The following is a 23,549-nucleotide window of genomic DNA, read 5'->3' on the forward strand; positions in this document are numbered from 1 at the left end:
GCAACCTATCGCAAACCTATCCGCGGGTGGCCTGAGGCAATTCAGCCACCAGGCGCAGCGACGCGGTCAGTTCGTCCAGTTGGTAGTGAGGTCGCAGGAAGGTCACGGCCTTGTATACGCCTGGCTTGCCGGGCACCTCGACCACTTCGGCACGGGCCTCGCGCAGCGGGAACTTGGCCTTGGCTTCCTGGCTGGCGGTATCGTCCAGCAACACGTAGTTGGCCAGCCACTTGTTCAGGAATAGCTCCACGTCCTTGCGCGAAGCGAAGCTGCCGATCTTGTCCCGCATGATCGCCTTCATATAGTGGGCGATGCGCGACGTCGCGAAGATGTACTGCAATTGGGCAGACAGCCGTGCGTTGGCATTGGCGAGGTCGGTGTTGTACTGCTTCTGCTTCTGCACCGACTGGGTGCCGAAGAAGGCGGCGTAGTCGGTGCCCTTGCAGTGCACCAGCGGAATGAACCCCAGGTCGGAGAGCTCTTTCTCACGGCGATCGGTGATGGCGATCTCGGTCGGGCACTTGAGCGCGACTTCACCGTCGTCGGTGCGAAAGGTATGGGTGGGCAGGCCTTCCACCAGGCCTCCGCCTTCCACGCCGCGAATGGCCACGCACCAGCCGTAGCGCGAAAACGCATCGGTCACCCGGGTGCCCAGCGCGTAGGCGGCGTTCATCCACAGGTACTTGTGGTGGTCGCGACCGTCGACCCTTTCGACGAAGTTGAATTCTTCCACCGGCGCGGTATCCGGGCCATAGGGTAGGCGACCGAGCACGTGGGGCAGGGTCAGGCCTACGTAGCGGGAATCTTCAGAGCTGCGCAAGGATTTCCACTTGGCATATTCCACGGTGTCGAAGATTTTCGCCAGGTCGCGGGGGCCGGACATGTCGGTGAAGGAGTCCCAGCCGAACAACTCGGGCGAGGCCGAGGAAATGAATGGCGCGTGGGCGGCGGCGGCCACATGGGACACTTCTTCGAGCAGGTACATGTCCTCGGGGCTGCGGGTGAACTCGTAGTCGCCCAGCAGCATGCCGAAAGGGGCGCCGCCAAAGGTGCCGTACTCTTCCTCATAGATCTTCTTGAACAGCGCGCTTTGGTCGAATTCCGAAGCAGCCTTCAGGTCGCGCAGCAGATCCTTCTTCGAGGCGTTGAGCAGCTGGATCTTCAGGTGCGTGCTGGTTTCGGTCTGGTCCACCTGGTACTTGAGCCCGCGCCAAGAGGCTTCCAGCTGCTGGAATTCGCGGACATGCATGATCTCGTTCATCTGCTCGGACAGCATCGCGTCGATTTCGGCGATGCGCGCGTCGAGCACGGCGATCAGGTCTTTGCTGGGGGTCATCTCGCCTTCGAGCACCTGGCCGACCAGCTCGCCGATCAGGTCACGGGTGCGGGTGCGCTCGGTTTCGGACCGGGCCACGCGGCTTTCGGAAATGATGCTGTCGAGCAGCGAAGCCTGGGGCGCGAAGTTCTCCACTTCGACCAGGGTGCTGTCCAGTTCCGGCGCCGTTTGCTTGTGGTTCATCGTCGGGCTCCCGGATCAGTTCTTGGTGTCGGCAGGCACGGCTGCTTCGCGGCCGAATTCCTTGCCCAGGGTTTTCAGCTTCTCAGTGTTCTGCAATACGTCCATCAGCAGTTCCTCGAGCTTGTCGTTGCCGCCCATCTTGTTGCGTAGGTCCGCCAGCTTGTTGCGCACCTCCAGCAGCTTGCGCAGGGGCTCGACCTGCTTGACCACGTTTTGCGGCTCGAAGTCTTCCATGCTGTTGAAGTTCAGCTCCACCCCCAACTGGGTGCCGTCCTTGGCCAGGGTGTTGTCCACCCGGTAGGCCAGGCGCGGCTTGATACCCTTGAGCACGCCGTTGAAGTTGTCGCGGTCGATGAACACGAACTTGCGATCCTTGAGCTTGGGCAGCGGCTCCAGCGGGTGGCCGGAGAAGTCCCCCAGCACGCCGACCACGAAGGGCAGCTCCTTCTTTTCCTGTGCGTCGCCGATGTCCACGTCGTAGGTGATGTGCACCCGTGGGGAGCGAACACGGTCAAGCTTGTGCTGGGTACTTTCCGTCTTCGCCATGGTGATCTCTCCTTGAGCGAGTGCCTCGCTGCAGTTCGTTTGCCGCGCCCTGGGAAGGGCGCGCTGGTTACAGTCCGTCGAAGGTCAGCAACGGGCGCTGACGAATGGCAGCTTCGATGCCCGCTACGCTTTCTCGCCCCACCAGTTGCTCGAAACCATGGCTGCCGGCGCCCTGCGTGCCACTGCGGATCACCGATTCATTGGGCAGGCTGGCGCTGACTGGCGAGCCGACCAGGCACAACGCCGGGTTGCAGCGGGCTTTCAAGCGTTCGAAGGTCACTGGAAAACGCAGGCCCTTCAGCGCGCGGTTCAGGCCTTGGGTTCTTCTCCGCGGACGGATCAGTTGCGGGAGGGTGTTGAGGTAGCCCGCTGCCTGGGCGTTGAGCGCATCCGAAATGGCACAGGCTTGCGCCTGTAGTCGGATCAATGCATCAACGTCAAACGCCTGGATCATTACCGCCCTCGTCCTAGAGAAATATCTGCCACCGGTACTGAGTCGTTTCGGAGGCGAGCTGGAGCCAATGGTTACGGTGGGCCTGGCAATCATTGCCAGCCCAGGCCATCGTTCGATGGCAGTTTGAAATAGGCGTAGCGAGACGATGGAGCGGGTGCTCCGTGACAGCGCGAGCGCCTGAAAATTCCAAGGCGCCGCAAATATTTATCGATTTAAATGATCTTGCCTACTGATAGCGTTTTGCCTTTTTTGCTCTTTCGGTCATCCTCCAAAGGCTTCAAGCCGTCTAATTAGGGGGCTGCAGGGAAGTGTTAGCGCTGCAGACGAAATTGTAACTAAGCCAAATGTATGACCTGGATCAATATTTCAACTTCGCTCAAGGAAAGTAGGAACGGCGCAATGCCTTTCCTTCGCACTGTCAGTGAGCTTCCCTGCGTTGCCCTTAGATTCACATATGTATCAGATAGTGTCGGGACATTGATCTCTCGACAGCCGCTGCGGACGTTGAGGCGATCCTCAAGTACGAACTACAGGAAATGCCGTTTGTTACAATTTGGCTGATTTCGGCTTGAAGTAATGCCGCTCCCGCTGGGCGCCTCTAATCCGTGGCTTTCGTCGCTATCACACTCGGCCGTCATTGGCGCGCGCCTATACGCGCGTATAACGCCAAACAAAATATCGCGCAAGATTGACCTGAAATCTGGTGGCGGTATCGTTTCTCCGCACTAAACCTGAGCCCGAACCCGCGTCGGACAGTTCGCTATGGCTGGATGCCGAAGTGCCGCCCGCTTTCTGGCGTTTGCATTGTCTAGGAGACCCATGCCCAAATGTCATCGGACCTATTACGCCTACAGGGTACCTGCAGAATGTTCTGGAGTGTGCGTTGATGCGTAAGTCAAATTACCTCTGCACTGCCGAAAACCGTCAGGGCATTTGGCCCGACCCCGGAATGCTCGGCCGCAGTTACACAGCCTTCCCGGAAAACTCCGTAGGTGAGTTCCGCGGCGGCCCAAGTATCGGTGGGTATTACTCGATCGATGATTACCACGCGGCCCTGTTCCTTGCCTACGAACTCGGGGACCCGGACATCGTCATGGAGCCTGATGAGGCCTTGGAAAAAGCGAACCTGCTGCATGATCTGATGCAAAAGGTCCAGCGCGGCGGGCGTGCTACTCTGGAACAACTGTCCGTCCTCCAGAAAGCGGCCGAAAGTATCCCTGAAATTGGCCCGTTGTTGTTTTCCCCCACCAGCCTGCCCGGCACCATGGTCACCGCCGGTACCCTAGTCGCCGCCGCGTCGGCGACCAAACCTATGCATCAGTTGCTGGACCTGACGAACGCGCGCAAAAAAGCCCTCTCTCAATGGTCTCGCGCCAAAGGCAAGACACGTGCTAAGGCCGCTAGAAAATTGGCCCAAGGAGGAGTGAAGTTCGTAACTCTTGCCGGCAAACACTACCTGGATGTGCCGGTGACGACAATGGCCAGCCGTTATTTGATTGGCGGTAAGATGCCCGCATCCAGCGCATTGATTCCCGCGAGTTCAACGCGCGCCGCTCTCATGCAACGAGCGGTGCTAAAGGCGAACGGCGCGAGGGGAGGCTTGAGGATCGCCTCAAGTACGATTGTCGGCACAGTTCTGGCTGTAGTTCCGCAGGCAATAGCGGATTACACGAATGCCAAAGACGCCCGTGATTTTCTCCGTAGATCTACCTACACCCAGCCAGTAAACGTTGCAGCCTTGGCAGCGTCTTGGTTGGTGCCGACGATAGTGGTGGGTATTGCCTCTGTTTTGACGGGAGGAACCCTTCCTTTCGTTGTCATTTTGGCCATAGGGGCAATGGCCGGGCAATTTGCACAGTACGGTTTGGATAAGACCGGCCTTAATCATAGGGTGGGTGACTATGTTTGGGGTGGTTGAATGCATATCAACTTCACTGTGATGCGAAGAGCCGCTTTTGGTGGGTTGCTGTTTTTCTATGTGATGGTGACCTTTGTTCTAAGCGGTTTCGCGATGCCCCACTGGCAACTATTCAGTGTGGTGCTGTTCATCGCGCTGGCTTGGATTTTTATTTATTTAGTTTATTTCTGTGAGAATTATGTTCGTTACGTTTCAATTGTGTTTGCTGTGACTATGATTTCCCTCCTGCTTCTCGCTTGCTCTCTTCCCGCTTTTGCCATGGCCGAGGATGGGACCGGCGAACAGATAACTCGGAAGGTACTGGCTGTTACCCCTATATTTAGTGTGGGCTTCCTTTTGTTATATGTAATTAGCAGCGAGCCAAGAGATATGCCCTTGATAGTGCCGGGTAACCGAATACAAAGCTTGACTCAAAAGGACGCACAGGCTCCCACGAAAACGTCTCCCTTTTTCATAGGAGGGGCATCAGTGTCTACAGGCTCCATGATAACGGGAAAGTTAGACGGGTTGATAGCTGAGGCTATCATTGTTGCGCTTGGGACCTTTGTTTTGGTAAGTATCGTTTTTATATGTAGAGAAAGTCTTCGTGGTTTGCGTCATCTGGCAAGGACTAGTCGTGACTTGGAGATAACCTATACATTTTATTGGATAGATGAAATCCGTGCCGCGCGTCGTGGCTCGTATGTCGTCAGGTTTGCTCGCTGGTTTCGATAGTCAATGGGCGTATCTTATTTTTTCGTAGTCGCGTTAGTTGCATTCGCTGTTTCAAAAAAATAGAACTTTCTCAGATTAGGGAAGGGAGCTGTCATGCCCGTAGAAATATCTTCGCCGCTAAGGTCTCAGCACCAAAGATTGTTCAAGCTCACGCTGCCTGTACAGGGAGCTGGCGACTTGTTGCTGGATGCGTTTTCAGGTGCAGAAGGGCTTTGCGAAGATTTCCAGTTCAAGCTCGCCCTGATTAGCGATGTTTCCGACATTGAGCTCAAGGCCGCGATGACGCAAGCCGCACGGATTGAAATCGCACTCGCAGACGGCGGTAGCCGTTTCATCCATGGGCATGTGCTGGGGTTTGCCAACACTGGAAGCGACGGGCACAGGTGTCGCTATGCTGCCGTGCTTGGCCCTTGGTTCAGTCTGCTCGAGCGTCGCGTCGATACGCGGATTTTTCAAGATCAGACAATTGAGGATGTGGTACGCCAGGTGTTCTCGCTGCATGCGTCTCTAGCGAACTACGAATTCAGGCTCACGACCCCCCTCAAGCCTCGTAGCTACCTGACCCAGTATAGGGAAAGTGATAATGAATTCGTAAAACGTATTCTCGAAGAAGAGGGCCTCTTTTATTACTTCGAACATACCCCTGATACCCATGTGATGATTATCACGGATGATTCTACTCGTTTGCTTCAGCTACCCGAGCAACCCGTCATTCGCTTCCACCGAACCGGGGTGACTGAGTGGGCCGACAGCATATTTCTTTGGGCTGGCGAACGTAGCTTTCTTCCCGGCAGAGTATCCATGCAGACTTTCGATTATCGGCAGCCTGCCAATCGGTTGCCCGTCAGCATGTCCGGCCTTATCGATCAAGGCGAGGCACCTGCATATGAGGTCTATGACTACGCCGGCCAGTACACCTATGGGAACTACGAGGAAGGTGATGCCTTTATCCGTCGTCACTTCGAAGCGCTTAACGTGGACGCGAAGGTGTTCATAGGCGCCAGTAACTGCCGCGTCCTGCGCCCAGGCTATGCATTTACCTTGACCCAGCATTATCTTCACGACAGTGACTGCCTGGAGGATCGCCGGTTCCTGATTGTTAGGGTGGAGCACGAGGGCCATAACAACTACCGCGGTCAGGTAGCGAGCTACCACAACAATATTCGTTGTATCAGGCAGAAAGTTCCATATCGGCCGCGGCTGGCAACTCCTAGGCCTCAGATCATCGGCCCGCAGACGGCCATTGTGGTTGGCCCGCCGGGCGAGGAAATCTACACCGACGAATTGGGCCGGGTGAAGGTGCAGTTCCACTGGGACCGCCAGGGCGACTTCAATGATAAGAGCTCCTGCTGGGTACGGGTGGTGCAGGCCGGCGCCAGCGGCGGCTTCGGTGCCATTCAACTCCCGCGCGTCGGTGATGAAGTAGTGGTGTCATTCATGGACGGCAACCCGGACCGGCCCCTGGTTACCGGCAGCCTGTACAACAGCATGAACACCCCGCCCTGGCCGTTGCCGGCGAACAAGACCCAGAGCGGATTCCTGACGCGGTCGTTGAAGGGCGATGGCGGTACGGCGAATTTCCTCCGCTTCGAGGACAAGCCCGGCCAGGAACAGCTCAGCCTTCACGCCGAGCGAAACATGGACACCGAGATCGAAGTGGATGAGGCGCACACAGTGGGGAACAACCGCAGGATCGCGGTGGGCGGAACGCACACGGAAGTGATCAAGCAAGATGCAGCAGTGAGGGTTGAGGAGGGCTCGTTCACGCTTGAGGTAGACCAGCGATTCATTCAGATCAGCGCCAGTCAATACATCCTTCTCAAGGTCGGTAACAGCAGCATCGCGCTCACCCCTGAAGCCATCAAGCTTCAAGGCGAGATCATCGTCACCACTAGTACGGGCCAAACGACCATTACTGGTAAGGCCGTTCAAATCAATGACTGAGTTGACGCTGCCATGACCTTGAGAAAGAAAAGCATCCTGCAGCTCTATGAGGAGCATTACCGCGCTCAGAAGGCGCGGGCGCATGACCAGGCCGAGGCGGCTGCCAAAGCCGCCACTGAAGCCGCTGCGCTTGCCCTGGCGCCCCAGCCAGTTCCTGTTATTGAGATGACGTCGCAGCCCAGCCGCATCTGCCTGGGAGGCTTTAGCTTCGAACTGCCTGCTGGCTTTGCGTTTCGTGACGTCGATATGGGCGTCGAATGCGATGGGCAACCCGTCACGCTGAAAATCAAGCGCCGCGAACTGAGTGGGACTGACGAACTCGCGCCACTGTTCGATGCCGAGGTCGATGCGGCGTGCCAGTCATACGCGGACCTGCGGATTATCCGTCGATACGACTGCCTGTTCGGCGGCAGCGAAGCCAAGGCGGTCGACTTCAGTTTCATGGCTGGCGCACAGAACCGCCATGGTCGATTGGTTGGCGCAGTAGTGCCGTTGCTGGGCGCTGACCAACGTCAGTGGCTAAGTGTCTTGTCCGTCATGGATGCCTCCCAGCCCGGGTTGGCGACTTGGCTTATCCATTTCGACGACATGCTTGCCGCGGTCGCGGATGCCTGAGCATCGCTATTCATTCCTTATTCTTCACGGCGATTGACCCTATGGACTACCAACTACAGGAAGGAAGCCTCGCACTCCCCGAGGGCTACCAGGACCGCACCGTCAACATGTTCGTATTGGGCAAGAGCATGCCTGCTCCGCTCAGTATCACCGTCTCGCGAGATGACCTGCTGCCCGGTGAAGCCCTGGCTCCTTATGTCGAGCGTCAGCTGAAACTGCTGGCCTCGAAACTGCGCGGTTACAGGGTATTGGGCCAGAACGCAGCCAGCCTCTCGAAAGCCTTGCCCATCGCTGGGATTCAGGTGGACGCCTATTACCTGAGCGACGGGCGCCCTTACTACCAGCGCCAGGCCGCCTTTCTGATCGCACCCGAGCGGGCCTTGGTGTTTTCCACCACCAGCCAGAGCCAATTCACCGCTGAGCAGACCGCCAGTTGGCAAGACATGCTCGACAGCTTCACGCCGCGCCAGCCAGCGCCAGGCGCCGCCGAGGAGTAGAGCGCATGTATGAAGCGGCTCGCCTGCATGACGAAATCAGCCATACCAGCGCATTGGGTGGTTTCCTGGTTGGCGCTGCGCTGGGTATCGCGCTGGTCGCCGCGGTGGCGATCACCACCTTCACCTGCGGCTTTGGCGCCGCGTTGCTGGCGGGTATCCTGGCAGGCTTGGGAGGTAGCCTGCTCACCGCCGCCGGCGAAGCCATGGGCAGCCTGTTCAGTTCGCCCGCCGGGGTGATCACCACGGCCTCGCCCAACGTGTTCATCAATGGCCGCCCCGCCGCGTTCGTCGAAGGTAGCCTGGGCGCCTGTGACAAGCACGCCGGCCCGGTGAAGGTGGCGGAGGGGTCCACCAACGTCTTCATCAACGGCAAGCCCGCCGCGCGCAAGGGGGATAAGCTGACCTGCGGCGCCACCATTTCCAGTGGTTCGGGCAACGTGGTCATCGGCGGCGGCACCTACCGATACCTGCCGGTGGACGATGAGGTGCCCCAGTGGCTACGCACCACCGTGGGCGCGCTCATGGCCGTGGCAGGCGTGGCGGGCGGTATCGCCCAAGTACTCAAGATCGGTACCCAGGCAGGCCTGAAGGCGGCGCTGCCTTGCGCCCTGAAGTTCACCGCCGGTTTCGTGATGGGGGAGGTGGCCAGTCGTGCGGTCGTCGGCCCAGCCATCAACCGGGTCGCCGCGGCGCTCACGGGTAACCCGGTGGACGGCACCACGGGCCGCAAGCTGTTGCTGGACACCCACGAAACCGACTTCAGCCTTCCAGGCCTGATGCCCATCGAATGGGCACGCTTCTACGCCAGCGACCTCACCGTCGACAGCGTGCTGGGCCAGGGCTGGGTATTGCCTTGGGAGCAGAGCTTGCGCTGCACCGGCAAGCGCCTGTACCTGACCGACACCCAGGGCCGCAGCGTCCCTTTCGTCAGCCTGCAGCCAGGGGAGCGCATCTACAACCCGCATGAGCAACTGTACCTGGTCCGCTCCCAGGGTGGCCACTACCTGTTGCAGACGCTGGACAACCTGTTTTTCTACTTCGGTGAAATCCCTGAAGACAATACCCCGGTGCCGCTGCAGCGTATCGAAAACGCTCATGGCCATTTCCTGCATTTCACGCGCACGGCCGAGGGGCAGTTAACCGACATCACCGCCACCGGCGGCACCCGGGTTCATTTGCACTACGACCACCCGCTCGGTCGCCTGACCGAGGTCAAGCGCATCGTCGGCGACCGGGCCGTGGAAACCCTGGTGACCTACCGCTACGACCCGAACGGCCAGCTCAGCCAGGTGGTCAATCGCAACGGCGACACCACGCGTTACTTTTCCTACACCGATGGCGTGATGACCCGGCACAGCAACGCCTTGGGCCTGGCCTGCGAATACCGCTGGCAAACCCTAGACGGCCAGCCCCGCGTGGTGGAGCACTGGACCAGCGATGGCGAGCACTACCATTACACCTATGATTTCCAGGCCGGTATCACCCAGGTCACCGATGCCCTGAACCGCCAGGCACGGTTTGAGTTCAACAAGGACCACCGCGTCACGGCCAGCCAGGACTTCGGCGGCGAGCATTACCGGTTCGAACTCGACGAGCACGGCAACATGACGGGCCTGACGCTGCCCGACGGTAACCGTATAGCCCTGCAGTACGATGCCTTGGGTCGCTTGACCGAGGAAACCGACCCTCTGGGGCGCACCTTCAGGTACCAGTACCACCAGGATACGACCCAAATCACCCAAGTGAGCTACCCCGACGGCGCCACCTGGAAGGCCCGCTACGACGACAAGGGTACGCTACTGGCCGAATACGATGCGCTGGGCCAGCGCACCGAATACTTCCACGGCGAGGACGGCCTGCCGCACACGGTGGTGGATGCCACGGAAAAGTCCAAACACCTGTGGTGGAACGCCCTGGGCCAGCTCGAGAGGTTTCAGGACTGCTCGGGCAAGGTCACCACCTACCGCTATGACGAAAGGCACCACCTGGCCGCGGTCACCGATGCGCTGGGCAACACCACCGAGTTCGAGCGCCAGCCCGCGGGCGAGATCCTGCGCATCAGGCATCCCGACGGCACCCAGGATGCCTTTACCTACAATCCCCTGGGGCAGGTGCTGACGCATACGAACGGCAAAGGCCACAGCACGCGCCTGTTGCGAAACGAACGGGGCTTGCCGCGCCTGCGAACCGACGCCAAGGGCGGGCTGCTGCACTACGAGTACGACAAGGCCCTGCGCCTGACGGCCCTGGTCAATGAAAACTTCAAGCGCTATGACTTTCACTACGACGCCTCGGACCGGCTGATCGAAGAGGTGCGGGTGGACAATCTCATCCGGCGCTTCAGCTACGACAGCGGCGGCCATCTCACCCGCCTGCAGGAAATCGGCTACGGCGAACAGGGAGAACAGCCGCAACGGATCACCGAGTTCGAGCGCGACCCCATCGGCCGGCTGACCGCCAAGGTCAATGGCGATGCCCGCCATGACTACGCATACGACATCGCCGATCGTCTGCTGAAAATCCAGCGTACCCCCACCGACAGCGGCCGCAAGCTTGGCGTGAGTGCCGAGACGCTTGAGTTCAAATACGACCCCCTGGGCCGCTTGATCAAGGAAACCACCCCCCAGGGCGCCCTGGGCTACGACTACGACCCGCTGCACAACCTGGCCGCCCTCACACTCTCCGACGGCCGCCAGCTCAACCACCTGTACTACGGCAGCGGCCACCTGCATCAGCTCAACCTCGATGGCCAGGTCATCTGCGACATCGAACGCGATGACCTTCACCGTGAGATCTACCGCACCCAGGGCGCGCTCACCAGCCGCTTCGGCTACGACGCCATGGGCCGCCGCGCCTGGCAGTACGCCTCGTTCGTGGACGCGAAAAAGCTCTCCAGCCTCCACAGTCCTCAGTTTCCGCCCACCTTCCTGCTGGACGACAGCCGCAGCCCCACCGAACGCCGCTACAGCTACGACCCGGCCGGGGAGCTGGCCAGGACCCTAGACAAACTGCGCGGCGAGATCACGTACGAGTACGCGCCGAACGGCCAGCTGCTCACCCGCAACACCGGCCGCTTCATCGACAGCGAACACTTTCGCTACGACCCCGCCGCCAACCGGCTGGACCAGGGCGCGCGCAAACTGGACAAGGTGGCGGACAACCGCCTGAAGAAACTGGACAACCAGGCCTTCGACTACGATCCCTGGGGCAACCTCGTTACCAAGCGCACCGGGCCGTTCGGGATCGATGTCCAGACCTTCGAATACGACAGCGAAAACCGCCTGGTGCATACCCAGCATTGGAAAGAGGGCAAACGGGTCAGCGAAGGCTGGTACCAATACGACAGCCTCGGCCGGCGCATCAGGAAGAAGGCCCTGACGCCCGACAGCCCCACCCCGAGCGAAAAGACCTTCCAATGGCAAGGCCTGCGCCTGCTCAAGGAACAAACCCCGCAAGGCCAGCGGCTGTACGTCTACGAACCCGACAGCTACGCCCCCTTGGCCCGGGTCGACAACCTGGAAGGCCAGGACCAGAAAACCTACTATTTCCACACCGACCCCATCGGCATCCCGCTGGAAATGACCGACGCCGAGGGGAGAATCGTCTGGCAAGCCACCTTCAAGGCCTGGGGTGGGCTGGACTCACTGGAGGTCGACAAGGTCGAGCAGAACCTGCGCTTTCAGGGCCAGTACTTCGATCTGGAATCGGGGCTGCACTACAATACCTTCAGGTATTACGATCCGGGGGTGGGGCGGTTTATTACGCAGGACCCGATTGGGTTGCTGGGTGGGAATAACCTGTACCAGTATGCGCCGAGCCCGGTGGGGTGGGTGGATCCTCTTGGCTGGGTATGCGGTCCAAATAAGAAGACAAGTTATGAGGGGGTGAGTCGCAGAGATGCGTTCAGGCAAGCGAAACGAGACGCTGGCATTGAACAAACTCAACACCCTACCGTCCGCAGGGAGGTTTTGGAAGATGGCTATGGAAAAGCGGTATTAGCAAGAGGAGGAGCGCGAATTCAAACCCGTCAGTACCATTATATAAATCGAGATGGTAAAGAGATTATTATTCAGGAGCATAGTATGGGACATGTTAAAGCTACACCCTTGAACGGTGCGGAGCCGCATTTTAACGTTCGCCCAGTGGAAAATCCGCGAACTGGCCATGTTTCAAAAACTAATGGACATTATAACTTTCCAGGTATCAAGCGTTGAATCTTTTAGATTTTGTTGATGGAAAGCACTTCCTTGAAAAGCTATTTCCTAATGGGCTGATTGAAAAGGTGGTAGTGCCGCAAGTCGATATCAATTCATTTGGATATACCACTATCAACGTGCATATCAGACAAAAGCCCGCGATTTCTGTTGCAAAATGGGGGGTATGGGGTGAAGACTATGATACCATCGTCATAAAACTAAGTAGTTCAAATGTGACTAGGTGCACTGTGACCAACATCCAGAATGCGACTTATGCGGACATCAACCTAACTGATTATGGTGAAAGCCGGATATTAAGTCAGTGCGCGAAGTCATGGAGCTTGGAGTTGGAGTTTGAGTACTTTATATTTCAGCGATGCGAAATATATCTTGATAGTTAATCGGGAGGCCTTTTGCAATAGTTTTGCTCGCCGGTTGACAGCGACCCGCTAAACAACCTGACTACCCTGACGCCGGCCGACGGACGACAGCTTGGAACAGACCCCGCAAGGCCAGCAATTGTACTTCTACGAATCCGAGAGCTACGCCCCCATGCCCGAGTCCACAACCTGGAAGGCGAGGAGAAAAGACCTATTACTTCCACACCGACCCGATCGGCACCCCGCTGGAAATGACCGACGCCGAAGGCAGAATCGTCTGGCAAGCCACCTTCAAGGCCTGGGGTGGGCTGGACTCACTGGAGGTCGACGAGGTCGAGCAGAACCTGCGCTTCCAGGGCCAGTACTTCGATCAGGAATCGGGGCTGCACTACAATACCTTCAGGTATTACGATCCGGGGGTGGGGCGGTTTACTACGCAGGATCCGATTGGATTGCTGGGTGGGGATAATCTGTACCAGCAGTATGCGCCGAGCCCGGTGGGGTGGGTGGATCCGTGTGGGTGGGCCGGCTACGGGCCTGATAGAAAAACTAGCTATGAAGGCGTTAGCCGACGTGATGCGTTCAGGCAAGCTAAGAGAGATGCAGGGATACCTAATACCAACACCCAAGGAGCATAAGGCGGCCATTATTGCTGGATGGGAATCGTAAAAAAATCCTGGATAAAAAAGCACGCCCAATACAAACAAGAGAGTACGAATACATGCATGCTGAGAAGGGACTCATTTACATACAGGAACACAGCCTTGGTCATGTAAAAGCTGTATCCAAGCATGGCGCCGACCCTCATTTCAATGTTCGAGCATTGGACAAAATAACGGCGAAGTCCTGAATAATAGTTCTCTGTCCGGAACGCATGGTCACTATAATTTTGAGAATTGAAACATGTGGTTTAAAGACGCTATCGGAAGAGAGAAAATAGATCATATGTTTGCTGGTAATTTTCCATTGGAAGATGTCCAGCTCGAGAGCTTGACTTTTCATGGTTCAAAAGACTTGCGGTTACAATTTTTGTGCAAAAATATTCCGGGTGTAGTGCCCGATAAGTGGAGGCGGCAAAGGTATAACGCGATAAGCTTGACCTTTAGTATGATCAATATATATTCCTTGAATATACAAGGCGGCGAAATAGGCTTTGTTTGTGCTCCGCGCCTGAGCACCTGTTCTGAAAAATCAGTTTTAAATATCGAAAATTGTAACTTTAAGTTGGATTGCGAATCAAGATTCTTGGTTGTAGAGGGATTTACTCCATATATAGATGAAAGATGGGGCTGAGTCTACTTCTCTGCATGGGAGAGGCGATGCTGCAATAATGGCACTTTGTATAATTGTCTGAATGATTTATCACGTGGCAATCTGATAAAGTGGGTGGTGGATTTGGATCGAGTTGACAAAATGGAAAGTGAAGAGCAAGAGTCTTACTACTTCCACACCGACCCGATCAGTACCCGGCTGAAATTGAGCGACGCCAAAGGCAGAATCGTCTGGCAAGCCAGCTTCAAGGCCTGGGTGGCGTGGATTCATTGGACGTCGACGAGGGGAGCAGAATCGGCGCGGCCAGGCGCAGTACAGCCGGGGCTTGGACTGGGGCAGCCCGGACACATGAGATACACTCGGGCTGCCTCCTCAAACATGCTGTCGCCATGCCCCCACTCAAATACCTGCAAGCCTATCCCGCCGACCTGCAAACCCGGGTGCGCCAGATGATCGAGCAGCAGCGCCTGGGCGACTATCTGCAGCAGCGCTACCTGGAGCGGCACGCGGTGCAAAGCGACAAGGCGCTGTATGGCTATGTGCTGGACATCAAGCAGGAATATCTGCGCAACGCACCCAGCCCCGACAAGGTGCTGTTCGACAACCGGCTCGACCTTACCCACCGCGCGCTTGGGCTGAACACCGCCATTTCCCGCGTCCAGGGCGGGAAGCTCAAGGCCAAGAAAGAGATTCGCGTCGCTTCGTTGTTCAAGGAAGCCGCGCCGCAGTTTCTGCGGATGATCGTGGTGCACGAGTTGGCGCACCTGAAGGAAACCGATCACAACAAAGCGTTCTACCAGCTCTGCGAGCATATGCAGCCCGGCTACCACCAGCTGGAATTCGACCTGCGGGTCTACCTCACCTGGCGCGACCTCGCCGCCTGACCGGAAATCACCCCATGGATGTCAGCAAGACCCGCAGCAGTTTCTACCGGCGCCTATACGTGGCCTACCTGATCGACAGCGGCCTGGCCGGCAGCATTCCTGCCTTGACCGAGCTGACCGGCATGCCAAGGCGCACCGCCCAGGACACCCTGGCCGCGCTGGCAGAGCTGGATATCCTGTGCGAGTTCGAACAGGCCGAGGGCGAGCGTAACCATATCGGTTGCTACCGGATTCGGGATTGGGGCGCGATCGACCGTGGCTGGGTCGAACGCAATCTGCCGCGGCTCAAGGAGGTGCTGGGGTATCCCTGATCATGCCACGGCGTGGATCACCGCCGGGGCTCAATGATTCGCCGTATGCGCCAGCATCACCGAAAGCTGACACAGCGGCCGCCCGCTCTGGGCGCGCCAGGTGTTGAACGCTTCCTGTACCGCCGTCAGGTCTCGCTGGCTGGTGGGCACGCGGTCCACGATCTTCTGCGCGTTGAGCGCGGCTACTACGTCCTGAGTGGGGATGAAGGTGTCCTTGCCGACCATCCGCAGGAAGCGAGGCGCGGACAGCCCGCCGAGCTGGTTGCCGTGGCGGGTGAGGTAGCGCCATAGCCCGGTGATGTTCTCCACGGGCCAATGGGCGATGAAATGCCCGAAGCTGCCATGCTCCTGGGCCACGTCCAGGAGCATCTGGGCGTTGATGGGCACGCTGCGCAGCTTGCCCAGATGGCGAATGATGCGGGTGTCCTGCATCAGCCGCTCCAGATGCTCGCCGCCCATCAGCACCACCTTTTCCGGAACGAACCCGAAGAACACCGCTTCGAACGCGGGCCACTTGGCGTCGACCAGGCTGTGCTTGAGCCCGGCGCGGAAGATGCGCAACGCCAGCAGCGACAGGTAGCGGTCGTCTGCCAGGGCTTCGAGGGCCTGGGGGCTTTGCGGTTGTGGCAGGCGCGCCTCCAGCGCGGCGGCGGAGCCGAAGCGGTTCAGGCAATGCTCATGCAACCATTGGTAATCACGCATTCAGGCCGCGCCCTCCAGAGGTCGGGCCAGCCGTTGCGCGGCCTGGGCCAGACGCAGGCCGAGGGCTCGGCACAGGGCGGTTTCGTGTTCGTCCAGCGGGCGCTTGCCATCGCCGCCGGCGTGGTGACTGGCGCCGTAGGGCGTGCCGCCACCACGGGTTTCCAGCAGGGCGGATTCGCTGTAGGGCAGGCCGGTGATCAGCATGCCGTGGTGCAGCAGCGGCAGCATCATCGAGAGCAGTGTGGTTTCCTGGCCGCCGTGGAGGCTGGCGGTGGAGGTGAAGACCGCCGCCGGCTTGCCCGCCAGCGCTCCACTCAGCCACAAGCTGCTGGTGCCGTCGAGGAAGTACTTGAGCGGTGCGGCCATGTTGCCGAAGCGGGTAGGGCTACCCAGCGCCAGTCCGGCGCAGCCGGCCAGTTCCTCGGTGGTAGCGTACACGGCGCCTTCCTCGGGCACCGAAGGCGCCACTGCCTCGCATTCGGTCGATACCGCTGGCACGGTGCGGATCCGCGCTTCAAGCCCGGCGCGTTCCACGCCTCGAGCCACCTGCATGGCCATCTGGCGGGTGGCGCCATGGCGGCTGTAATACAGGACCAGCACGTAGGGTTGGCTCATGACAGCAGCTCCTTGAGGTTTTCCAGGGGACGGCCGATCGCCGCTCGTTCACCACGCACCAGGATCGGCCGTTCGATCAGGCGCGGCTCGCGGACCATGGCATCGATAAGCGCCTCTTCACTAAGGCTCGGGTCCGCCAGGTTCAGCGTTTTGTAGGCTTCTTCACCGGTACGCAACAGCCCGCGGGCGCCCAGGCCCAGCCGACGGAGGAGGTCGCTCAGGGCCGCCTTGTTTAGGGGCGTGTCCAGGTAGCGCACCACGGTAGGCTCCAGCCCCTGGCCCTGCAGCCATTCGAGGGCACCACGGGATTTGGAGCAGCGCGGGTTGTGATACAGGATAAGGTCGCTCATGGGGGTCGCCTGTGCTATCGAGTGGCGGCTATTCTACCCGCCTCACCGCGGATGACGAGGACGGCAATGCTTCGATATGGCAAGAGAGCGCTCTGGGCTGGCCTGTTGGCCTTGGCCCTCGGTGGCTGTGGCCAAGACCTGGGGGTGGACCACCGGGGCCAGCCGGTCACCGCCAAGGGGTTGGACGGGCAGTGGCTGGTGCTCAACTACTGGGCCACCTGGTGCGGCCCTTGCCGCCGCGAAATTCCAGAGCTCAATGGCCTGGCCAGGGACATGACCAGCCGGGGCGTGCAGGTGCTCGGCGTCAACTTCGACCAACTGCACGGGGTTGAGCTGGTACAAGCGGTAGACAGCATGGGCATCAGCTACCGGGTGCTGGACCAGGACCCGGCCGAAACCCTGGGCTTGCCTTCGGCGGAAGGCTTGCCGGTCACCTTCATCCTTGACCCCAGGCACGAGGTGAAGGCAACCCTGCTCGGTGAACAGACCGCGGCCAGCCTCAGGGAGCGTCTCCAGGGGTTGGGTGCGCTGTAGAGCTACCTCCACCGTGGGACCCAGCGTCAGCTGGGGAAGAAGCTTGTGAGCTGCACCCGGGATTCGGCAGCTGCGCTACCTCCCACGGTGGGATTCAGCACCAACTGGGGAAGGCGCTTCTGAGCTGCACCCCAGCCTTCGGCAGCTGCGCTACTTCCTACGCTTATGCCACGCATGCCGGGCAGCGATGCCCGTCACCCTTGGCGCCCCAGCCCAGTTCGGCGATACGCGCCGAGGCGGCTGGTTGCAGGGCGGCTTCGCCCAGGCTGGCGTCCACCGCGAACTCGAAGTTCATGGCCTTGCCGCACTGGTCGCAGGTGACGTCCCAACGATGGATGGCCAGTTCCTTGAACACCGGGCCACGCGCCACGGCGGTCCATTGGCCGATGGGGTTGATCAGGTGACGAACCTTTTCCACGGTCAGGCGCATGCTCAGGGTCTGGCTGCCCTTGAGGGTCACCAGCAGCACGTCGTCGGCGCGGATGGCGCCGCCATTGCCCGTCACTTGATAGCGCCCAGGCGAAAGGGCCTTGCACTCGATCAGGGTGTGCTGGGGCGTGAGCAGGCTGTAGCGGAAATCGTGTTCGACCATAGGGCCTCCGGAAAAGGGCGCGCATGATAGCACGCCCGCGCAGCTGCCCGGCGGCGCCGTCAATCGCCTGCCTAGGCGCTGAGTCGCGCCTGCTCGGCCAAGCGAACGATCGCCTGGTCCAACTCGTCCAGGGCGGCCTGGCTTGCCGGGTCGCCTTGCTTGAGCAGGGTTTCGCTGCGCTGACAGGCCCCGCGCAACTGGGGTACACCGCAGTATCGGGTCGCGCCATGCAGCCGGTGGATGCGCTCTATCAGGGCCTCGCTATCCTCGGCTTCGCGGGCCGCCTGGATGGCCTGGCGGTCTTCATCCAGGCCGGCCAGGAGCATGGCGAGCATGTCGGTGGCCAGGTCCTGCTTGCCGGCGGCCAGGCGCAGGCCTTCTTCAAGGTCCAGCACCTGCTCGCCGCTCTCGCCGCTCACCCATTCGCTGGCGCGCTCAGCCGGGGGGCCACCCAGGGTCAGCCCGGTCCACTTGAGCACTACCTGGGCCAACTGGCGTTCGCTGATCGGTTTGGTCAGGTAATCGTCCATGCCACTGTGAAGCAGGGCGCGCTTTTCGTTGGCCATGGCGTGGGCAGTGAGGGCCACCACCGGCAAGGGCGCCCCGGGGCGCCCGGCTTCCCAGGCACGCAGCCGCTCGGTGGTTTCGCGGCCATCCATGCCCGGCATCTGCACGTCCATCAGTACCAGATCCAGCGCTTGCTCGCGTACCGCCTGCAGGGCAGCCTCGCCACTGTCCACGGCTTCCACCGTGGCGCCCATGTCCTCGAGCAGGGTCTGTACCAGCAAGAGGTTGGCGGGGTTGTCATCCACGCAGAGGATGCGCGGCGAGCGCACCGAGGGCGCTTCATCGGGCGCGGGCAGCCCACGCTGCGGGCTGATCAGCTCGCTCAGCACCCGGCGCAGGGTGCGGTTGCAGGCCGGCTTGGCCTGGAGCTGGTTGTGCGGGTTCGGCACTACGTCGTGATAGGCCGTCTGCTCGGTGGTAGGGCAGAGCACCACCGGATGACAACCCTGTTGCTGTAGCTCGCGCAAGCGCGGGCCAAGCCTTTCCGGGGCGATCTGTTGCAGCGTCAGGCCCAGCACCGCCAGTTCGATGGGCTGCCCGGCGAGGCGAGAGGCCGCCACCGCTTCGGTGAGGCGTTCAAGCGAGGCAAAGGGCAGCACCCTGAGGCCCAGATCCTGCAGTTGATGATCCAGGGCCTGCCGGGCCAGCTCGTGCTGCTCCAGCAAGGCCACAGGCCGGCCCAGCAGGGGCGGCGCGGGATGATCTTCGATGTCGTCGCGGGCGCGGGGCAGGGTAAGGCTGATCCAGAACGTGCTGCCTTCGCCCGGCGTGCTGTCCACGCCGATTTCCCCGCCCATCTGCTCCACCAGGCGCTTGGAAATCACCAGCCCCAGGCCGGTACCGCCAGGTTGCCGGGACAGGGAGTTGTCCGCCTGGCTGAACGCCTGGAACAGCGCACGCACGTCTTCGTTTGACAGCCCGATCCCCGTGTCCTGCACGCTGATCCGTAGCTGCGCCTTCTCTTCGTCTTCGTCGTCCTCCTCCAGCATGGCCCGCGCGACTATGGTGCCGTCCCGGGTGAACTTGATCGCATTGCTCACCAGGTTGGTGAGGATCTGCTTGAGCCGAAGTGGGTCGCCCACTAGGGCCACCGGGGTATCTCGATAGACCAGGCTGACCAGCTCCAGGTCCTTGGCGTGGGCCGCGGGGGCGAGAATGGTGAGGGTGTCTTGCAGCAGGTCGCGCAGGTTGAAGGGAATGCTGTCGAGCACCAGCTTGCCCGCTTCGATCTTGGAGAAATCCAGGATCTCGTTGATGATCGCCAGCAGGTTGTCCGCCGACTTTTCGATGGTGCCCAGGTAATCGAGCTGTCGCGGCGTGAGCTCGCTTTTCTGCAGCAGGTGGGTGAAGCCCAGGATGCCATTGAGCGGAGTGCGGATCTCATGGCTCATGTTGGCAAGGAACTCGGACTTGATCCGGCTGGCTTCCAGGGCCTCCTTGCGCGCCAGGTCCAGCTCGATGTTCTGAATCTCGATGGTCTCCAGGTTTTGCCGAACGTCCTCGGTGGCCTGGTCGATGCTGTGCTGGAGCTCCTCGTGGGCTTCTTCCAGGGATTGCGCCATGCGGTTGATCCCGGCCGCCAGCTCGTCCAGTTCATGGTTGCCCAGGGTGGGCAGGCGGTAATCCAGGCGGCCTTCCTTGATCCGGGCCACGGCGAGCTTGATATGGCCCAGGGGCGCGCTGATGCCGCGGCCCAGTTGCATGGCCAGGAAGAGCGTAACCACCAGGCCTGCAGCGATGAGCACCAGACTGGCGAACAGCATGCGGTAGCCACGCAGCAAGGTATTGGCATGGGACAGCTCGATTTCCACCCAGCCCAGCAGGCGATCGCCCTCGGTCGGCACTGGCTGGCCCACAAGATCGCGGTCGCGACCGAAGACCGGCTGTAGGTAGCGTGTGGCATCGCTGCCGCTACGCTGGGTCAGTTTGTCGGCCTTGGTGCTCGGTACCGGGTTGAGCATGCTGGGGCCAGCGTGGGCCAGCATTCCACGCTCGGCGTCGAGCAGGCTCACGCTGCGCACGTCCGGTTGTTCCAGTGCCTGTGCCGCGGCCCGCTCCAGCCGCTCGGTATCACGCTCGGCCAGGGCCGGCGCCACCAGCAGGGCCAGCTGGCCCGACAGCATTTCCCCACGGTCGAGCAACTGGCCACGCAGTTCGTTCTGCTGCACCCAGGTGAAATAGCCGCCCAACAGCAGCGCCAGCAAGCTGGCCGGCAGCATGGTCAGCAGAATCACCCGCCCTTTGATTCCCAGTTTCCTCAACACGCCCGCCCCTCGAATGCCCTAGGCCCATCTGTATGATCTGGCGCACCATACCTTGCCGACGTAACCTGCGCATCCCTCGCTTGCGCCGCTACATCAACGCGTACAGCAGCAGCGTGTTGACCACCAGCATGGCCCAGGCGCTGATCGCCGAAGAGGGCGCTTAAGCTTTTCTTATCGCCCCCAGCGGCTTTTTCTGAGTTGACCGGCCGCCACGCAGGCTTCTACCTTGGCCAGATGTCCTGTCGGCTGGAGCGGCCCATGATTCTTCTCAACTGCGACATCGGCGAAAGCTACGGTGCCTGGACCATGGGCCTGGACGCTGAGATCATGCCCTTGATCGACTGCGCCAACATCGCCTGTGGCTACCATGCCGGCGACCCGCCGACCATGCGCCGCACCGTGGCCCTGGCAGCGCGTCACGGGGTGCGCATCGGGGCGCATCCGGCCTATCCGGACCTGGTCGGCTTCGGTCGCCGCTCCATGGCCTGCTCGGCGGAGGAGGTGGAAAGCCTGCTGCATTACCAGATAGGCGCCCTGCAGGCGTTCTGCGCCCTGGAAGGGACCCAGGTAGCGTACGTCAAGCCCCACGGCGCACTGTACAACGACATGATGACCCAGCCGGCGCTACTGGCTTCGGTGATGCGTGCCGTGGCGGCCCACAAGGTGCCCCTGGTGCTGTTGGCCATGCGTGACAACAGCGCTCAGCGCGCCCTGGCGGCTGAGTTCGGGGTGAGCCTATGGTTCGAAAGCTTCGCCGACCGGGCATACGAGGCCGATGGCCAGTTGGTATCCCGGCGTGTGCCCGGGGCCGTGCATGAAAGCACCGATGCCGTGGTGGCTCAGGCACTGGCCCTTGCCAGGGGCCAAGCCTTGGTGGCCCGTGATGGCAGCCCCTTGCAGCTGCACAGCGATACCCTGTGCGTGCATGGAGACAACGCCGCTTCGGTGGCCGCGGTGCGCCGCATCCGGCAGGCCCTCGAGGCGGCACGGTCATGAGCGGGCACCGCTTCAGTTTCGGGAATGACCGAATCGGGACCATGGAAACCGTAGGGCTGGACGCCTTGATGATCCGCCTGTTCGACACCATCGACGAAGCCAACGTCGGCTGGTTGCTGGCCCTGGTCGAACGCCTGCGCGGCACCTTCGGCGATCACCTGGTCGACCTGGTGCCGTCCTATACCACTGTGCTGGTGCATTACGATGTGCTCGCCCTGGACATGGACCAGGCCCGGGCGCGGGTGCGCCAGGCGGCTCTCGGCCTGGCCCCGGCGGCAAGCGCCCAGGGCCGCGAGCACCGAGTGCCAGTGTGGTACCACCCCACGGTGGGGCCGGACCTCGCCCGCCTGGCTGAACTCAGCGGCTTGACGGTCGATGAGGTGGTGCGCCGACACTGCGCCAAGGCCTACCGCGTGTTCGCCCTTGGCTTCACCCCGGGCTTCGCCTTCATGGGGCTGGTGGAGCCCGCGCTGGCGGCGCCACGGCTCACCACGCCACGTCAGCGTATCGCGGCCGGGAGCGTCGGCATCGGCGAACGCCAGACCGCCATCTACCCCAGCGACTCGCCAGGCGGCTGGAACCTGCTGGGGCGCACGCCGGTGCAACTGTACGTCGCGGGCCAGAGCCTGTTCAACCCAGGCGACAGCGTACGCTTCGAGGCCATCAGCCGTGAGCGTTTTATCGAATTGGGCGGGGACCCGATGCCACTGGAGGGCAACCAGCCGTGAGCCTGTTGATCGAAAAAACCCACCCGCTGTGCCAGCTGCAGGATGCCGGCCGCTTCGGTGTGCGCCACCTAGGCATCACCCAGGGCGGCGCGGCGGACTGGCTGTCCGTGAGCCATGCGAACCTGCTGTTGGGCAACGCGCCCTCGGCCAGCGTGCTGGAGATCCCCCTGGGCGGCTTTGCCCTCCTGGCGCAAACGGATTGCCTGCTGGCGCTGGCCGGCGCCGACCTACAGGCGACCGTGGACGGCGCGGCGCTGCTGCCTTGGCGCAGCTTCAACCTGCGCCAAGGCCAGCGATTGGTGTTCGGCAGCCCTCGTGAGGGGTTGCGCGCCTACCTGGCCGCGCCGGGCGGTTTCAGCGCGCCCGCCGCCCTGGGCAGCCTGGCCACGGTGGCGCGGGACAGCCTGGGTGGCTTGCACGGTGACGGCGAGCCCTTGGCGGTAGGCGACTGCCTGGGCTTTCTTGGGGCGCCAGGCCTCGGGCGCGAAACGGCCACGGCGCGTCCCCCGGACCTGAGCCTGGCACGGCCGCTGGACCTGGTGCTGGGCGCCCAGGTGGGGCAGTTTTCCGGGCAGACCCTGTTCGACGCGTTCAATCAGCCCTGGACCCTGGATACCCGCGCCGACCGCATGGGCATGCGCCTGCTCGGTCCGGTGCTGGCGTATCAAGGCCCTGGGCTGGTATCAGAGGGCATCCCACTGGGCGCCGTTCAGGTACCACCCGACGGCCAGCCCATTGTGTTGGGCAACGATCGCCAGACCATCGGAGGTTACCCTCGGCTCGGCGCGCTTACGCCCTTGTCGATGGCCCGGCTGGCGCAGGCCACGCCTGGGCAGCAATTGCGGCTCCGGCCGGTCATGGCGGAAGCCGCCCGGGATGCGCATCTACAGGCCTGGCGGGCGCTGATGGGCTGAACGCGCGGTACCGTGTGAACCTGTCAAATCTTTGCCG

The 23,549-nt window shown here is 61.1% G+C and carries 24 protein-coding genes and 1 pseudogene; 17 read left to right on the forward strand and 8 right to left on the reverse strand.

Annotation, left to right across the window (positions count from 1 at the left end; translation table 11 throughout):
* Nucleotides 1-16: 16 nt before the first annotated feature.
* The 3 genes from tssC to BN1188_RS15850 all read right to left on the reverse strand — a co-directional run bounded on the left by tssC (nucleotide 17) and on the right by BN1188_RS15850 (nucleotide 2,519).
* Entirely contained in the window at nucleotides 17-1,519 is a 1,503-nt protein-coding gene (gene tssC / locus BN1188_RS15840) for a type VI secretion system contractile sheath large subunit (protein WP_040262376.1), read from the reverse strand.
* A 15-nt stretch (nucleotides 1,520-1,534) separates the two neighbouring features.
* Nucleotides 1,535-2,065 carry a type VI secretion system contractile sheath small subunit gene (gene tssB / locus BN1188_RS15845; protein ID WP_040262377.1) on the reverse strand — a complete coding sequence of 177 codons (531 nt, stop codon included), beginning with the start codon at nucleotides 2,063-2,065 and terminating at the stop codon, nucleotides 1,535-1,537.
* Between the two features lie 67 nt (nucleotides 2,066-2,132).
* Complete coding sequence (locus tag BN1188_RS15850) at nucleotides 2,133-2,519, reverse strand: hypothetical protein (RefSeq protein ID WP_040262378.1); 387 nt, start codon at nucleotides 2,517-2,519, stop codon at nucleotides 2,133-2,135.
* Between the two features lie 886 nt (nucleotides 2,520-3,405).
* Here BN1188_RS15850 and BN1188_RS15855 point away from each other — a divergent pair.
* The 12 genes and pseudogenes from BN1188_RS15855 to BN1188_RS15915 all read left to right on the forward strand — a co-directional run bounded on the left by BN1188_RS15855 (nucleotide 3,406) and on the right by BN1188_RS15915 (nucleotide 15,250).
* Nucleotides 3,406-4,437 (forward strand): hypothetical protein, encoded by a 1,032-nt coding sequence (locus BN1188_RS15855; protein ID WP_052469301.1) that lies wholly within the window; start codon nucleotides 3,406-3,408, stop codon nucleotides 4,435-4,437.
* Nucleotides 4,438-5,151 carry a hypothetical protein gene (locus BN1188_RS15860; RefSeq protein ID WP_040262379.1) on the forward strand — a complete coding sequence of 238 codons (714 nt, stop codon included), beginning with the start codon at nucleotides 4,438-4,440 and terminating at the stop codon, nucleotides 5,149-5,151. It begins immediately after the preceding gene.
* 93 nt (nucleotides 5,152-5,244) lie between these two features.
* Complete coding sequence (tssI, locus tag BN1188_RS15865) at nucleotides 5,245-7,095, forward strand: type VI secretion system tip protein TssI/VgrG (protein ID WP_040262380.1); 1,851 nt, start codon at nucleotides 5,245-5,247, stop codon at nucleotides 7,093-7,095.
* 12 nt (nucleotides 7,096-7,107) lie between these two features.
* Entirely contained in the window at nucleotides 7,108-7,710 is a 603-nt protein-coding gene (locus BN1188_RS15870) for a hypothetical protein (protein WP_040262381.1), read from the forward strand.
* 41 nt (nucleotides 7,711-7,751) lie between these two features.
* Complete coding sequence (locus BN1188_RS15875; protein WP_040262382.1) at nucleotides 7,752-8,207, forward strand: DcrB-related protein; 456 nt, start codon at nucleotides 7,752-7,754, stop codon at nucleotides 8,205-8,207.
* Between the two features lie 5 nt (nucleotides 8,208-8,212).
* Nucleotides 8,213-12,421, forward strand: coding sequence for an RHS repeat-associated core domain-containing protein (locus tag BN1188_RS15880; RefSeq protein WP_084596242.1), 4,209 nt, complete (start codon nucleotides 8,213-8,215; stop codon nucleotides 12,419-12,421).
* A 501-nt stretch (nucleotides 12,422-12,922) separates the two neighbouring features.
* Nucleotides 12,923-13,307: pseudogene (locus BN1188_RS15890) on the forward strand (RHS repeat domain-containing protein); the annotation flags it as partial.
* Nucleotides 13,308-13,432: 125 nt separating this feature from the next.
* On the forward strand, nucleotides 13,433-13,633 hold the full coding sequence (locus BN1188_RS22330) for an HNH/endonuclease VII fold putative polymorphic toxin (protein ID WP_157395817.1): 201 nt from the start codon (nucleotides 13,433-13,435) through the stop codon (nucleotides 13,631-13,633).
* A gap of 53 nt (nucleotides 13,634-13,686) precedes the next feature.
* Nucleotides 13,687-14,076: an Imm50 family immunity protein gene (locus BN1188_RS15900; protein WP_084596244.1), complete on the forward strand. Its 390-nt coding sequence runs from the start codon at nucleotides 13,687-13,689 to the stop codon at nucleotides 14,074-14,076.
* A 120-nt stretch (nucleotides 14,077-14,196) separates the two neighbouring features.
* Entirely contained in the window at nucleotides 14,197-14,508 is a 312-nt protein-coding gene (locus BN1188_RS22335; protein WP_084596245.1) for an RHS domain-containing protein, read from the forward strand.
* On the forward strand, nucleotides 14,445-14,939 hold the full coding sequence (locus BN1188_RS15910; protein ID WP_040262383.1) for a M48 metallopeptidase family protein: 495 nt from the start codon (nucleotides 14,445-14,447) through the stop codon (nucleotides 14,937-14,939). The genes BN1188_RS22335 and BN1188_RS15910 overlap by 64 nt, the downstream gene beginning before the upstream one ends.
* 14 nt (nucleotides 14,940-14,953) lie before the next feature.
* Nucleotides 14,954-15,250, forward strand: a complete 297-nt coding sequence (locus tag BN1188_RS15915; protein ID WP_040262384.1) for a winged helix-turn-helix domain-containing protein — start codon at nucleotides 14,954-14,956, stop codon at nucleotides 15,248-15,250.
* Nucleotides 15,251-15,280: 30 nt separating this feature from the next.
* Here the strand turns inward: BN1188_RS15915 and BN1188_RS21720 are convergent, their stop codons facing one another.
* The 3 genes from BN1188_RS21720 to arsC are packed head-to-tail and all read right to left on the reverse strand — an operon-like array spanning nucleotide 15,281 to nucleotide 16,917.
* Nucleotides 15,281-15,952 carry a DNA-3-methyladenine glycosylase I gene (locus BN1188_RS21720; protein ID WP_040262385.1) on the reverse strand — a complete coding sequence of 224 codons (672 nt, stop codon included), beginning with the start codon at nucleotides 15,950-15,952 and terminating at the stop codon, nucleotides 15,281-15,283.
* The gene (gene wrbA, locus BN1188_RS21725; RefSeq protein WP_040262386.1) at nucleotides 15,953-16,567 is read right to left on the reverse strand and encodes an NAD(P)H:quinone oxidoreductase; all 615 of its coding nucleotides are present in this window, start codon (nucleotides 16,565-16,567) and stop codon (nucleotides 15,953-15,955) included.
* A complete protein-coding gene (arsC, locus tag BN1188_RS15925; RefSeq protein ID WP_040262387.1) occupies nucleotides 16,564-16,917 on the reverse strand; it encodes an arsenate reductase (glutaredoxin) in 354 nt (117 codons plus the stop codon). Before arsC ends, wrbA begins: the two co-directional genes overlap by 4 nt.
* A gap of 66 nt (nucleotides 16,918-16,983) precedes the next feature.
* Here arsC and BN1188_RS15930 point away from each other — a divergent pair, with 66 nt between their 5' ends.
* Nucleotides 16,984-17,451 carry a TlpA disulfide reductase family protein gene (locus tag BN1188_RS15930; RefSeq protein ID WP_052469303.1) on the forward strand — a complete coding sequence of 156 codons (468 nt, stop codon included), beginning with the start codon at nucleotides 16,984-16,986 and terminating at the stop codon, nucleotides 17,449-17,451.
* A gap of 163 nt (nucleotides 17,452-17,614) precedes the next feature.
* Here the strand turns inward: BN1188_RS15930 and BN1188_RS15935 are convergent, their stop codons facing one another.
* A complete protein-coding gene (locus BN1188_RS15935; protein WP_040262388.1) occupies nucleotides 17,615-18,043 on the reverse strand; it encodes a hypothetical protein in 429 nt (142 codons plus the stop codon).
* Between the two features lie 71 nt (nucleotides 18,044-18,114).
* A complete protein-coding gene (locus BN1188_RS15940; RefSeq protein ID WP_040262389.1) occupies nucleotides 18,115-20,874 on the reverse strand; it encodes a response regulator in 2,760 nt (919 codons plus the stop codon).
* A 32-nt stretch (nucleotides 20,875-20,906) separates the two neighbouring features.
* On the opposite strand from BN1188_RS15940, the gene BN1188_RS22110 reads away from it, so the two are divergent.
* The 4 genes from BN1188_RS22110 to BN1188_RS15955 all read left to right on the forward strand — a co-directional run bounded on the left by BN1188_RS22110 (nucleotide 20,907) and on the right by BN1188_RS15955 (nucleotide 23,512).
* Complete coding sequence (locus BN1188_RS22110) at nucleotides 20,907-21,038, forward strand: hypothetical protein (protein WP_267904444.1); 132 nt, start codon at nucleotides 20,907-20,909, stop codon at nucleotides 21,036-21,038.
* 94 nt (nucleotides 21,039-21,132) lie between these two features.
* The gene (locus tag BN1188_RS15945; RefSeq protein ID WP_040262390.1) at nucleotides 21,133-21,870 is read left to right on the forward strand and encodes a 5-oxoprolinase subunit PxpA; all 738 of its coding nucleotides are present in this window, start codon (nucleotides 21,133-21,135) and stop codon (nucleotides 21,868-21,870) included.
* The gene (locus tag BN1188_RS15950; RefSeq protein WP_052469304.1) at nucleotides 21,867-22,598 is read left to right on the forward strand and encodes a 5-oxoprolinase subunit B family protein; all 732 of its coding nucleotides are present in this window, start codon (nucleotides 21,867-21,869) and stop codon (nucleotides 22,596-22,598) included. The genes BN1188_RS15945 and BN1188_RS15950 overlap by 4 nt, the downstream gene beginning before the upstream one ends.
* Nucleotides 22,595-23,512 carry a 5-oxoprolinase subunit C family protein gene (locus BN1188_RS15955; RefSeq protein ID WP_040262391.1) on the forward strand — a complete coding sequence of 306 codons (918 nt, stop codon included), beginning with the start codon at nucleotides 22,595-22,597 and terminating at the stop codon, nucleotides 23,510-23,512. Before BN1188_RS15950 ends, BN1188_RS15955 begins: the two co-directional genes overlap by 4 nt.
* Nucleotides 23,513-23,549 lie beyond the last annotated feature (37 nt).

The sequence above is a fragment of the Pseudomonas massiliensis genome, assembly GCF_000826105.1.
Taxonomy (GTDB): Bacteria; Pseudomonadota; Gammaproteobacteria; order Pseudomonadales; family Pseudomonadaceae; genus Aquipseudomonas; species Aquipseudomonas massiliensis.